This is a genomic window from Nostoc parmelioides FACHB-3921, from assembly GCF_014696625.1.
Taxonomy (GTDB): domain Bacteria; phylum Cyanobacteriota; class Cyanobacteriia; order Cyanobacteriales; family Nostocaceae; genus Trichormus; species Trichormus parmelioides.
On sequence record NZ_JACJQL010000031.1, the window covers coordinates 1 to 12,165 of the forward strand.

The window sequence follows — 12,165 nt, forward strand, 5'->3', positions numbered from 1 at the left end:
TGCAAAGGAACTTATTCACTTTAGTTTTGCGTGATTACATTGTAGAAAATCTTACCCATACTTGTGTTGCTTAGTACACATGAATGAAATTTTTTGTCAATGCGTAAGTCCTATCTACTTGTTTAATCACTATTAAATATAAATCTGTATAACTAGCATCATTAATATCTGTTTCTTCATTCACTTCTAAATAAATCACATGATAATTTTCTTGCCAAAGCTTTTGAATACGTTTTAACTCTGTGCTTTTGCCACAGCCACGATGTCCAGTAAATAAAATCGTGCTGAAATCCGCAGGTTCTTGAAAGTCTAAAATGGTACTGACATTATCAACGGCTGAAGTTTTGCGGACTGCTGATAAATCAACATAGTATTTTTCGATATCTTCCCCTTCCAAGGGTTCAACACTACAAGCTTGAAAGGCTGATTTCAAAGTGTTAGCACGTTGAAAATTAAGTGTAGTCATCGTTGATGTTTAGTTAATTAATATAGATTCATCTCTTAAGAATTTTAGGCGATCGCTGTACCAACTAGAAGCGACTGGGGAAGTAAGTATTATTCCCCTACACCCCTATACCCTTAAACCCCTACACCCCTAAATTTTACTCCGATGCAAGCAATACGCCCACGCGTTATCTTGAATCATGAAGCTCTCTGGAGTTCATAAATCATGAAAGGTAGACAAGTTCTACTTACAGGCGGTACTGGTGGACTAGGTTTAGGAGTCACACCAGTCGTCCTCGCCCAAGGTGCAAATCTGACCATTACTTACCGCAATCTCAAGGAAGTTGAACGCCTCAAGGAAGTTCTCCCGCCGGCGGATTTTGCTAGAGTTACCTTTATTCCCGCTAACTTGGAAGAAGAATCTTCTGTTGATAATCTCATTACCCGCATCGGTAGGGTAGATGTATTAATTCACCTTGTGGGTGGCTTTTCGATGGGCAAAACTCACGAGTACAGTTATTACAGTTGGAAACGAGAATTTGAGATCAATTTAAATACAACTTTTTTGGTATGCAAATATAGCCTCAAAAGTATGTTAGACCACGGCTACGGACGTATTATCACTATCGGTTCTAAGGCTGCTGTGGAACCATCAGGAGGATTAGCCGCCTATTCTGCGGCGAAGGCGGGTGTGGTAGCTTTCACAAAAGCGATCGCTGATGAAACGAAAGGTACAAACATCACCGCTAATGTCATCCTCCCCACAGTCATTGATACCCCTGCTAACCGTCAAGCAATGGGTACAGAAAATGCCGACAAATGGGTAAAACCTGAGTCTATTGGCGAATTAATCTGCTTTTTAGCCTCAGAAAAAGCCAAAGATATTCGCGGCGCTGCTATTCCGATATATGGAGGGGTGTAGGGGTGTAGGGGTGTAGGGGTGTAAGAGAACAATTTTTTACTCCTCACTCCCTACTTCCTACTCCCTACTATTGCTTAATAGGTGTACCACAGGGATAAGTAGCAACTTCTCCATTAGTTGCTACTTTCTCTACTGGTTGATCTTTCGCTGCTAGGTAGTCTGTGCGGAGTTTATCGTATAATTCTTCCCGTCTGTCATACAACCGCTTCAGAGGACGGGGTGGGCATTGATTGAGAATGTATGCTGTTACTAACGGTAAGGCGATCGTGCTATCTGTGTAACAAACAATGGTGCTGGGTAGTTCGTCTGGGTCGATCTTACCCCAACTTACTGCCTCTGCTGGTGTGGCTCCAGATAAGCCACCAGTATCAGGACGCGCATCTGTGAATTGAACAAAGAAATCATGTCCCCGTTCTTCTAATCCTAAAACCTCGTGAATCTGGGGTTGGGTTTGTAGCAAAAAGTTTTTCGGACTACCACCACCAAGAATTACAGCCGCACTTTTGCCTTCTCCTTCTCTGGCATTGTAGGCGATCGCAGCTGTTTCATTCACGTCAATGGCTGGATCTAATATCAGTTGTGAACCTTCCAACGCCAACGCCGCTACGTTCATCCCGATGGAACTGTCACCAGGGGAAGATGTGTAAATGGGTACGCCATATTCATAAGCTGTAGCTAGCAAGCAGGAATGTTTCACCCCTAATTGCTTTTCAACTTCCCTGACATACTTACCCAACAGATAATGAAACTCCGCCGTTCCCATTCGTTTTTGAAAGGGTTCTGCTTGCAAAATCTTGCGGATGAAAGCATCAGTTTCTAGCAGGACATCATAACCAAAGATGATGTCGTAAATTCTGATAGTCCCTTCTTCACGCAACTTGACATCATCTAAAAACGGGTTCCCAGCGAACAACTCAAAACCTAACCCATAGTGCATATCATGGTAAAGATTTGCACCAGTGCTAATCATCCAATCAATAAAGCCATTACGAATTAGAGGCGCAAGTGCAGACACCCCAAAACCCGCCGGTGTCATCGCACCGGAAAGACTTACACCCACAGTCACACCATCTTTGAGGATATCACAAGCCAATAATTGGCTGGCTTCCCGCAAACGCGCTGAGTTGTAGGCGGTGAAGTAATTATCAATCAAATCCACCACACTGATATCTCTTGACATCGGTATAGGTGCAATTTTCTTACCCAAATGTTTTGCCATTTTCAGACTCCCGAATCGTAACCTTGCCGAATCTAATGTTAACTATGTTTCAGCAATTTCTCGCATCCCCTGAATGTACAAATCATTCGCGCTTTGTGCAGAACATAGGAAAACTACGAATTTTTTTTAACTTGCACAATTTATCGTGATGACTGTTGACCGTTGACAGTCAACAGCCCTTATTCGTAGTTATGCAATTTAGACGTGCATTAGCTTATGCGAATTGCTTGTAATCGCTGCAATATTGTCAACAAATGACCATTATCTATCATTTGCGCTAGATGACCACTACAAAAACGTTCTTTACGAACGTGGCTAGTCAATAATTTCTGTATTGTAGAAATATCAGCTAAATTTAATAGTTCGGGATTAGTTACAAAACGATTAGCTTCATCCTGCCAATTTGTCCAATCAAAAGATATGACAAAATTTCCTGCGTAAAGTGCTGTTATGAATCTATTAAATTCCTTAGAATAGCAGTAAGGGTCTAAGGTTAAAGGTTCAGTTTGTATATCATATAGTTGGCAATTTTGACTGGAAAATAATGTGAGAAAAGTGAGTACATTATCGATGTTTTGTAGCGTAACTGAACTGGACATAACCACAACCTAAAGACTGTATAAATTGCGTGCTAGAAAGCAATTAGAGAGATTTACTAGATATATTCTTATACACCTTACAAAGCTAAATCATTCGCGCAACATTGCCCATAGGAGAAGATTTAGTCAAGTATCAAACTCAATCGGTGAAAACTTAGTCTTTTTCACCAATTCTTTTTCTTTTCTCTGCCATATTCCCCTCACGTTCTCATCAATCTAACCACAAGTTTTTCTTGGGTTTGTTAGTTGTAACATTTATTTTCTGTATTTCCTGATGAATTTGATGACAAGCGATACACCAGAAGCATTAGAATCAGATAAGGAAATTGAGCGTCTCATTGATGAAATAATGGCATCAACCCAAAACCTTTCTGATGAACAATACCGCACTAAAATGCAGCGCCGCAAGGAAGTACAGGAGCGCCGCATATCTCAAGCTGTGCCAGAAAAAGGGTTAATTATAGTTAATACTGGTAACGGTAAAGGCAAAACCACAGCAGCACTAGGTATGGTATTACGATCGCTGGGTCATGGGTATAAAGTAGCGATCGTCCAGTTCATCAAGGGTGCTTGGGAACCTTCAGAAAAAAGCGTATTTAGCTATTGGGAAGACCAAATCGAGTTTCACGCAATGGGAGAAGGCTTTACTTGGGACACCCAAGACCGCGATCGCGACATTGACAAAGCTCAAGCCGCATGGGAAAAATCATTAGAATTCATCCTTGACCCCCAGTACCAGTTAGTCCTACTAGACGAAATTAATATTGCCTTGAAAATGGGCTATTTAAGCATAGATCAGGTGCTGGCTGGTTTGGCACGTAAACCAGTAAGTAAACACGTCATCCTCACAGGTAGAGGCGCACCAGCCGCCCTTATTGAACGCGCAGACTTGGTTACAGAAATGACCCTGATTAAGCATCCTTTCCGTGATCAAAACGTTAAGGCGCAACCAGGGATTGAGTATTAGTTGTATACAACGTCTCTACTGACTGCACATTTGCAGAATGCGGCGATCGCCAGCACTTATTCTGTTAATGGGATGATAATCTTGCAATGCTAGGGAATAAGCATAGCTCATTGGCTCATCTTCAGAAAATTTGGGTAATGTACTGGCTGTAGCTACTTCCGGTGAAATACCAGGGTCTGGTGTGGCGGTAACAGTCATTGCCAACTCTCCAGATGTATCAAGTTTGCCTTGAAAACAACTAAACTCAGAATTAGGCATATACAATGCGCCTACTAGTCTACCTTGCTGTTTTTTAAACAGAACATAACCTTGTCCTATTTGGTCTGGTTGTGGCGATTGACCATAAAGATAAATGCCATCTTTTCTTGGTAAACTAAACTTCGGTGCGATCGCTGTTTCTTTTTCGGCTTTCTGATTCTTTGTTTGTGCTAAATTTTCACTAACTGGGCTTAAGTTCATCAAATGAGGAGTCAGGGAACTATGTGGTTCGCCATGCGTCGATAGGGTTGTAGAAGTAGGTAGCGATACTTCCTGACTCAGCACAGGCTTGATTTCTTCGCCCACCATAGCAAGGGTAAAAAGTAGACCAATAGCGGGGATTCTCAACTGACGCAAGGGTGAAGATTTAGAAATATTGTTAAGCACCCGACTCCTCCTGTGACAAACTTATACGACTGCCTCTGCAACTTGTCTTAAACCATAAGTAAATTTGCAACCTTTAAGTCTCGGTCAAAGGTTTGATCTATTTTTTATAGAAAAAATATTTTTTAAAAACTCAGGTTTACTGGATTTTTTCGCAAGTTATCTTAAACTATCAGCGATTATGAAACTTTTGCTTCCCCCAACAGATTCATCCTATTAGGTGATGTAAACTGTAATGAAATCATTGACGAAGTTTAAAGTCTTGCCGTTACATTTCTCAGTCAAAGAAATTAACGTTGCTAGGTACATAGAGATATACAACAGCAAGTATTTTCATTTCGGAAAAGTCAAAATCTTTTTTCGTCCGTTATAAAAAATAGGACTTACGCACCCAGGTTGTTTGTTGAGGCTGGGTGTAAGGGTTTCAAATATTTATACCCCTAAACCCCTAAACCCCTAAAAAAATCGCCCCCTGACTGAGTTCAGGAGGCGCGGAGATTTTTGTGGTGGAGACGTAGCACTGCTACGTCTTGATAATTAGCTAGCGACGTATTCTTTAACATTGGCTCGACGGCGACGCAGATGAGCTAGTGCTTGATGTTCTAATTGGCGGACGCGTTCACGACTGAGATTCAATCGTTCACCGACTTTTGCCAAAGACAACTCATTACCGTCTAGTAAGCCAAAGCGTAAGGCTACGACTTCTCGCTGTTGGGGTGTGAGTTCTGCCAAAAGGGTATTCAGGTCTTGGCGCAAGAATTCTTGAGTGGTGTAATACTCTGGTGATGGGCCTTCATCTTCGAGCATTTCTTGCAGTTCTGTATCCTGGTTGTCACCAACTTTCACATCTAGAGAAACTGGTTGACGCGCCATGTTCAGATACTCACGAATCTGAGCAGGTTCTAGTTCTAGTTCTTTGGCGATTTCTGCTGGTGAAGGAGAACGCCCCAAGGTTTGAGCTAGTTCGCGCTGAACTTTTTTGATTTTGTTCAGTTTCTCGGTAATATGGATAGGTAGCCTGATGGTACGACCTTGTTGAGCGATCGCACGGGTAATCGCTTGGCGAATCCACCAGTAAGCGTAGGTTGAGAATTTGTAACCCCTCATCGGGTCGAATTTCTCTACGCCTCTTTCTAGTCCCAGAGTTCCTTCTTGGATTAAATCTAGGAACTCCATGTTCCGCTTTTGGTATTTCTTGGCAATCGCCACTACCAAACGTAGGTTCGCTTCAATCATTTTTTGCTTGGCTCGCTTACCCTGAGTTACAGTCTGTTTCACCTCTGTTTCAGACTTTTGAACGTGGTCAGCCCACTCTGGTAAACTCGGTTCTCGATCCAATTTTTTCGCTAAAGCCTCTTTAGCGTCAATCAGCGACATCATTTGCTGCACCTGCTTCCCGTAAACAATCTCTTGCTCACGGGTGAGCAGGGGTACACGACCAATTTCTCGCAGATAGGTTCGCACCATATCAGCCGTGAATTTGGTATTTGTGTCTTCTGTGTGGGTGTTAACAGTAGGCATTGGTGCGTTGTCCTCTACTCCGTAAACACAATCAATATTGAGTAACAAATTTAGCTAGTAAACATCGTCCGCATCTCACAGAACTCAAGGCGCTACCAAACTTAAACAATTTCATGTATCCGTTTTCTAGAAGGCGCTGCCTTGAGATAGGTTCCCCTACCATCCGACAATGTTTTAATGTCTTACAAGCACAGTGGTTAATTTTCCAGAATTCTTTCTTTATTTCAGTTACTGGCAGCAACTGTTCAATACGAAGTCAGTATGAGTTCCACTTAGTTTTATATTAAGACAAATCAGGTGGATAGTAAAGTAGCCAAAAGAAGGATATGGATTATAGTGTAAAATTGCTTTTTTTATAAAAAGATTTTTAAGTTCCTTAGAAAAGCTAACTATATCTATAGTGACGCGAAAACCCCCTCTTCTGTTGCCTGCCAGTAGGGAGATAACCGAACTCTATAGGTTAAGAGTTTACTACTTACGTAGTTAGTTGTCGGTTGTCAGTTGTCAGTTGTTATTCTTCGCTTCCTCTGCTCCCCTGCTCCCCTACACCCGTGCTTCTCACGCTAGAATCCCAAATCAGCTTTGGCTAGTTCAGCTGCTGCGAATACTTCTGCATCTGGTTTTTCTTCCCAGGCTGCATCGCCAATTTCCGCATAGAAGGTTGAATCATAGGGACGAGTCCGGACTACCACGGGCATAGGGACGGCATGACCTAAAATTAAAGCTTGTTGCTTGGAGTCTAGCTTGGCTAACACTGACCTGAGACCACCAGCCCCTGATACGCCGGTGAATATGGCATCAATGTCTTTGTCGTCATTTAGTAAGGCGGTGATGCGTGTCCCAATTTGGGACATAACTTCATTATCTATGCCTGAAGGTCGTTGATCAACTACCAAAAGGGTTACGAAATATTTACGCAGTTCACGGGCAATTGTACCAAATATAGTGCTTTGAACGATCGCCGGGTCTAGGAAGCGGTGGGCTTCTTCTATTGTAATCATTAATGGCGTGGGGCGATCGCTGGGATTTTTACTTTGTAGGAATTTATCAGCTTTGCGGACGTAATGCTCATGAATCCGTCTGGTGATCATGTTAGTTACCAGCATATAGGAGAGCATATTCGACTGGGAACCAAATTCTATAACGACATTTTTGCCGGCTTCTAAAGATTGTAAAATTTTATTAATATAATTTTGGGGGCAGACTGCCCGCATATATTTAAGACCATCTAAGCGCAAAAGCTTACGCTGTAACGCCATAATTGAGCCTTTGTGTCCTCGCTTCTCGTCACAAAACATCTCAATTTCTTCATTAGTCATATTCAGCAATTGGACAATCCAAGATTTGCCGAACTCACTATATAAGATGTTGGCATTATCTAAGGCTGCTTCCGATAAGCCTAAATCTCGACTACATAATTTCACATCTTCGACTTCGATTTGCTCATAACTCAAATAGAGTTCATGGGAATCTCTTACACCCCGGCGCTTGCTTGATTCCGGGTCGAGGGTATATACTTCCACTCTCCCCGGAAACAGTTGCTTGAGTCCCTTAACGGTGTTGACGTTCTTTCCTTCCGCTACTGCTTCCCAGCCATACTCGGAGTGCATATCAAATATCAAGTTAACCGCCGCATTCTTACGAATCACCCCAGCTAAGAGTAAGCGGGTGAGGAAAGATTTACCCGTACCCGATTTACCAAACACTCCGTTACTACGTTCGACAAACCGATTTAAATCAATACATACAGGGACATCCATATCTAAGGGTTTACCGATGGAAAAGTTTTTCCGTTGGATGTCGTCTTCCCAACCAAACACTCGGCGAAAATCTTCCACGCTGGCTTCATAAACTTGGCTGAAGTGACTGGGGATAGTTTTCACCGGGAGTAATTCCATCGTCGTACTAGTTTGGGGTTGAAAAGAAGCCAAACCTGTGGAAGATGGGACAAAAGGATTTACAGATTTACCATCTGTTGCTGTCACAGACTCATTAGATTCAGGGGTGAACATCAGCATCGGTGAGAGGTTAATCGTTCCATAAGTCCCACTCCCGGCTAAAACGTCCCGTAAAAAAGTGTCCTCCCAACTGGGGGGACTAGCAATAATGCGCGCGTTAGCAGTTCCCAAGGCTACATCTGTCAGCATACAGAAAAAGCGCGATCGCATCCCTTGGACTACCAAAAATTTACCTACCCGCATATCCTCAACGGAAATATCCGGGTGTAAGCGCACTTCTAAACCCTCAGTGAGAGAACCTTGAATTACTGAACCTAATGGTTGTTGTGGATTGTCATTTGTCATTAGTCAGTTGTCAGTTGTCAGTTGTCAATAGTCCATATTTATGAGTCAACAGTCAACAGTCAACAGTCAACAGTCAACAGTTACTCTCCTTATCTTCCCCAGTCCCTACTCAATTTGAATAGAAGTAGGCGCGCCACCGATGGGTGATTTACCAATTAAGGGTTTGCGGAATTGGGTGTAGATGCGATCGCGCCAGGCAAAAAAGGCTGCATGATCAGGGTTATCGGCTAATGATGGTACACCTTTACCTGCAATACTGGCGGGTAAGTCTAAATAAGAACCCTCTGGGAATTTTAACAGTATTGATAAACCAGCTACAGCTAAATCAGCTAGAGTGGGTTCGTCCCCTGTTAAATAGGGACTATCTGCTAACAATAGTGTAAGTGCTTCTAGGTCTTGTTTTAAATCTGCGATCGCTGACTTAACCACATCTGGACTATAACCAACGCCAAAACCCAAAACTGTTAGCAAATCAGTTGGTACACCTTCAACTAAGGTTTTGAGGACATCTGGTGTGGAGGTAGGTAATAAGGCTTTGCGGAAACTTTGGTCTTGACTGATAGCTGAAAATAATGCTTTTCTCCCTTTAATACCGATGGACTCATCAGCCCATTCTTCTATTAATAAAGTTAAACCCCTTTGTTTGGGGTCTTGTGGTATGAGGGGACGGTCTGGATATTCTAAGTCTAAATACTTGGCGATCGCTGTTGAGTCGGAAATATATCTGTTACCATCTTTCAAGACTGGCACTTGTTTTTGTCCAGTTAACCTGAATAACTCTACTTGTCCAATTCCTGGGGTGACCTCAATTTTGCGATATTCTAATCCTTTGTAATCGAGAATTAGCCGCACTTTCTCTGAGTATTGGGAGAACTCCCATTGGTATAATTCTAACACAATTTATCTCTCTTTACGGATTAATCAATCAACTTCCTAATTGTAACTGTACTTTCAGTAAATTTCCGGTGTAAATCATTAATTTCCCACCTCATTTATCAGGGAGATAACGTCTATTTTTTCCTATTTATTTTTGTCAAATATCAATTTTTGTTCTATATTATTTTGGGAACGCCTATTTGCACTTCATCATCATTTGCACAGTAATTATATTTTGTTTTTACTGCTATAGTCTCAGCTTGTGCTGAAAAAACTAAATAGTTTCCTTTACCTATTACCTAAATCCGAAAAGTGTAATTAAGCCATGCTGCGTGAATAAAAATCAAAGCAGACTACTATACATAAATCCTATTTGGTTATTGAAAAATTTAAGTATCTGTGGACTGGAAATTACCCACCACAAAAGTAATACGATGGAAAATACCCATAGGCATACCTCAGAAATCCAGGATGAATCTCATATATTATTTCGGTGTTAAATAACGCGATGTGCAACTTATTTTTGAAACCCCTCTCCAAACATCTCCCCTGCAAGGAGAGAGGCTTTGAATCTTGCTCCCCTTCCCTCGTAGGGAAGGGGTTGGGGGTTAGGTTTGAGAGAAAGTTGCACACGGCGTTAAATACAAATTAGTTATCAGATTTTCCCATACCCAGCATATTTTTGAATACAAATCTTACTTCCGTGGTTAGATTTTGTTGGTTATAAAATGTTATAAATCTTTATGTAACCTAATTCCAATTAAAACAAACAAAAATTATGAGGGTGAATCAAAGCAAGCTGCTGACCAACTTGGTAGGTGTAGTGACTTTAGCAGGCGTTAGCCTCTCAATTACCTTACCATCTGGAGCAAGAGAAGTATTAAATCCCAATCCTACTATTTTCCAAGAAGCTCACTATAATCGGGGTCAACGGATTCAAGCAAATGTTAACCAGATAACAAAAGACAATAACAAGAAACAGACAGCACAAAATACAGGACGTACAAATCCTAGACCAAGTATTTTTAACGAGCCTCCCTATAACCGTGGTAACCGTACCGCACCCACTCCAGTTACTCCCCCAGAAACCCAACCCACAACAGAAACACCCACAAAACAACCACCAGCAGCAGAAACAACTAACACAGATTCAAAAAATTTGTTAGCATTGGTGGAATCAAATAATTCTTTTACCACGCTCAAAAAAGCATTACAAGCAGCTGGGCTAACAGAAACTTTAAAAGGCAAAGATAACTTAACAATTTTTGCCCCTACCGATGCTGCATTTGCTAAATTGCCACCAGATGCTCTACAAGCATTATTACAACCAGATAACAAAGAAGTATTACTCAAGGTGCTAACTTACCATGTTGTCCCTGGTAATGTTTTATCCACTGATTTGAAATCTGGTGAAGTGAAAAGCGTCGAAGGTGGGACAATTAATGTAAAAGTTGATAATCAAGGTGTCAGCGTCAACGATGCGAAAGTAATACAGGCAGATATCAAAGCCTCTAATGGTGTAATCCATGCCATTGATACAGTGATTTTGCCAGCTGATTTGTAAGATTGTCATAGCCAAAATAAGTGGCTAAAAATTAAGGCTCTTGTACTCCACCCAATTAATTTTGACAGGTTAATGTCCAGATTCCCGACTTTTTCAAAAAGTCGAATATCGATGACCTATCATAATGTGTTTGCTGGACTACTAGTAAAAAATCCCCCTTCAAAAGTAACGGTGAAGGGGGTTTATTATTTATAGGACTTATAGCGTTTCTTGATGTAGCTTGCCTGGCGTAGCCATATAGGAATCCGACTTGATTATTGAAAATATCTAAGTATCTGTAGGGTGGGCATTGCCCACCACAACCATGATACGGTGGGCAATGCCCACCCTACGTATATTTCAATAAATATTTGAAATCCTTACACCCAGTCTCAAGAGAAAATCTGGGTGCGTAAGTCCTAATTTAATTTCTTCATTAACCTAATTGAACAGAGTTAAATTACGAATTACTTCTTGGCAATTACCCACACTGCATGAATAATTCCCGGAAAATAACCGAACAAAGTTAAAAGTATATTAATCCAAAAATCCTTACCTATCCCAACTTGTAGAAATACTCCCAAAGGTGGGAAGAAAATAGCGCATAAAAGACGAATTAAATCCATATTGATCTCCTTGTTAGTTAATCTTGATTAAAGAAACGTAAAACATTTGACTGGAGAATGAAGACCTCATCCAACGACCGAATACAAAACTAGTCATCCGCCACTAATTTTGGCTTTGTAGCCTAGCTTAATCAAGATTTCTAAAATTTTCTGTTTATGTTCGCCTTGAATTTCAATTTCGTTATCTTTAACTGTTCCACCTGTACCGCATTGAGTTTTTAACTGTTTGACTAAATCCGCCAATACTTCAGGTTTAGTTTGAAAACCAGTAATCACCGTGACAGTTTTTCCTTTGCGTCCGGCGCGGGTAGCCTGTACTCTAACATTTTGTTGTTGTGGTGGTAGTTCGGGAGTTGGTCTTTCTAAAGCGGCGGAGTTGTCATTGCCAAATTCACGATAAACAAAGCGCTTGTCAGAAGATTTGGAATTGGAAGAAGACATAAAATTTACTGAATACGAAAAATTAGATGTGTCAGTGGTCAGTTGTTTTGAGATATTACGCC

The 12,165-nt window shown here is 41.3% G+C and carries 12 protein-coding genes; 3 read left to right on the forward strand and 9 right to left on the reverse strand.

The genetic code is table 11. The features are described from left to right. Nucleotides 1-70: 70 nt before the first annotated feature. Entirely contained in the window at nucleotides 71-466 is a 396-nt protein-coding gene (locus tag H6G14_RS19220; protein ID WP_242053484.1) for a hypothetical protein, read from the reverse strand. Between the two features lie 204 nt (nucleotides 467-670). Here H6G14_RS19220 and fabG point away from each other — a divergent pair, with 204 nt between their 5' ends. Continuing rightward, on the forward strand, nucleotides 671-1,366 hold the full coding sequence (fabG, locus tag H6G14_RS19225; protein WP_190568924.1) for a 3-oxoacyl-ACP reductase FabG: 696 nt from the start codon (nucleotides 671-673) through the stop codon (nucleotides 1,364-1,366). 67 nt (nucleotides 1,367-1,433) lie between these two features. On the opposite strand, the gene H6G14_RS19230 is transcribed toward fabG, so the two are convergent. Continuing rightward, complete coding sequence (locus H6G14_RS19230; protein WP_190568925.1) at nucleotides 1,434-2,585, reverse strand: homospermidine biosynthesis protein; 1,152 nt, start codon at nucleotides 2,583-2,585, stop codon at nucleotides 1,434-1,436. Between the two features lie 209 nt (nucleotides 2,586-2,794). After that, nucleotides 2,795-3,184: a DUF6508 domain-containing protein gene (locus H6G14_RS19235; RefSeq protein ID WP_199326224.1), complete on the reverse strand. Its 390-nt coding sequence runs from the start codon at nucleotides 3,182-3,184 to the stop codon at nucleotides 2,795-2,797. Between the two features lie 283 nt (nucleotides 3,185-3,467). Here H6G14_RS19235 and cobO point away from each other — a divergent pair, with 283 nt between their 5' ends. After that, nucleotides 3,468-4,151 carry a cob(I)yrinic acid a,c-diamide adenosyltransferase gene (cobO, locus tag H6G14_RS19240; protein ID WP_190568991.1) on the forward strand — a complete coding sequence of 228 codons (684 nt, stop codon included), beginning with the start codon at nucleotides 3,468-3,470 and terminating at the stop codon, nucleotides 4,149-4,151. Nucleotides 4,152-4,166: 15 nt separating this feature from the next. Here the strand turns inward: cobO and H6G14_RS19245 are convergent, their stop codons facing one another. The 4 genes from H6G14_RS19245 to H6G14_RS19260 form a co-directional block, all read right to left on the reverse strand. Then, entirely contained in the window at nucleotides 4,167-4,796 is a 630-nt protein-coding gene (locus H6G14_RS19245; RefSeq protein WP_190568927.1) for a hypothetical protein, read from the reverse strand. Between the two features lie 534 nt (nucleotides 4,797-5,330). Next, nucleotides 5,331-6,314 (reverse strand): RNA polymerase sigma factor, RpoD/SigA family, encoded by a 984-nt coding sequence (locus H6G14_RS19250; RefSeq protein WP_011318703.1) that lies wholly within the window; start codon nucleotides 6,312-6,314, stop codon nucleotides 5,331-5,333. A gap of 563 nt (nucleotides 6,315-6,877) precedes the next feature. After that, entirely contained in the window at nucleotides 6,878-8,617 is a 1,740-nt protein-coding gene (locus tag H6G14_RS19255; RefSeq protein ID WP_190568928.1) for a helicase HerA domain-containing protein, read from the reverse strand. Nucleotides 8,618-8,722: 105 nt separating this feature from the next. Continuing rightward, nucleotides 8,723-9,514 carry a glutathione S-transferase N-terminal domain-containing protein gene (locus tag H6G14_RS19260; protein WP_190568929.1) on the reverse strand — a complete coding sequence of 264 codons (792 nt, stop codon included), beginning with the start codon at nucleotides 9,512-9,514 and terminating at the stop codon, nucleotides 8,723-8,725. Nucleotides 9,515-10,271: 757 nt separating this feature from the next. On the opposite strand from H6G14_RS19260, the gene H6G14_RS19265 reads away from it, so the two are divergent. Beyond that, a complete protein-coding gene (locus H6G14_RS19265; RefSeq protein WP_190568930.1) occupies nucleotides 10,272-11,057 on the forward strand; it encodes a fasciclin domain-containing protein in 786 nt (261 codons plus the stop codon). Nucleotides 11,058-11,503: 446 nt separating this feature from the next. Here H6G14_RS19265 and H6G14_RS19270 read toward each other — a convergent pair whose 3' ends face one another. Both H6G14_RS19270 and H6G14_RS19275 read right to left on the reverse strand, forming a co-directional pair. Next, the gene (locus H6G14_RS19270; RefSeq protein WP_190568931.1) at nucleotides 11,504-11,662 is read right to left on the reverse strand and encodes a YqaE/Pmp3 family membrane protein; all 159 of its coding nucleotides are present in this window, start codon (nucleotides 11,660-11,662) and stop codon (nucleotides 11,504-11,506) included. 93 nt (nucleotides 11,663-11,755) lie between these two features. Beyond that, nucleotides 11,756-12,103 carry a translation initiation factor gene (locus H6G14_RS19275; RefSeq protein WP_011318708.1) on the reverse strand — a complete coding sequence of 116 codons (348 nt, stop codon included), beginning with the start codon at nucleotides 12,101-12,103 and terminating at the stop codon, nucleotides 11,756-11,758. Nucleotides 12,104-12,165 lie beyond the last annotated feature (62 nt).

What these genes read in the sequence shown, in the direction of transcription:
- H6G14_RS19220 (WP_242053484.1), bottom strand. Translation starts at nt 466, where the DNA reads ATGACTACACTTAATTTTCAACGTGCTAACACTTTGAAATCAGCCTTT.
- fabG (WP_190568924.1), top strand. Translation starts at nt 671, where the DNA reads ATGAAAGGTAGACAAGTTCTACTTACAGGCGGTACTGGTGGACTAGGT.
- H6G14_RS19230 (WP_190568925.1), bottom strand. Translation starts at nt 2,585, where the DNA reads ATGGCAAAACATTTGGGTAAGAAAATTGCACCTATACCGATGTCAAGA.
- H6G14_RS19235 (WP_199326224.1), bottom strand. Translation starts at nt 3,184, where the DNA reads ATGTCCAGTTCAGTTACGCTACAAAACATCGATAATGTACTCACTTTT.
- cobO (WP_190568991.1), top strand. Translation starts at nt 3,468, where the DNA reads ATGACAAGCGATACACCAGAAGCATTAGAATCAGATAAGGAAATTGAG.
- H6G14_RS19250 (WP_011318703.1), bottom strand. Translation starts at nt 6,314, where the DNA reads ATGCCTACTGTTAACACCCACACAGAAGACACAAATACCAAATTCACG.
- H6G14_RS19255 (WP_190568928.1), bottom strand. Translation starts at nt 8,617, where the DNA reads ATGACAAATGACAATCCACAACAACCATTAGGTTCAGTAATTCAAGGT.
- H6G14_RS19265 (WP_190568930.1), top strand. Translation starts at nt 10,272, where the DNA reads ATGAGGGTGAATCAAAGCAAGCTGCTGACCAACTTGGTAGGTGTAGTG.
- H6G14_RS19270 (WP_190568931.1), bottom strand. Translation starts at nt 11,662, where the DNA reads ATGGATTTAATTCGTCTTTTATGCGCTATTTTCTTCCCACCTTTGGGA.
- H6G14_RS19275 (WP_011318708.1), bottom strand. Translation starts at nt 12,103, where the DNA reads ATGTCTTCTTCCAATTCCAAATCTTCTGACAAGCGCTTTGTTTATCGT.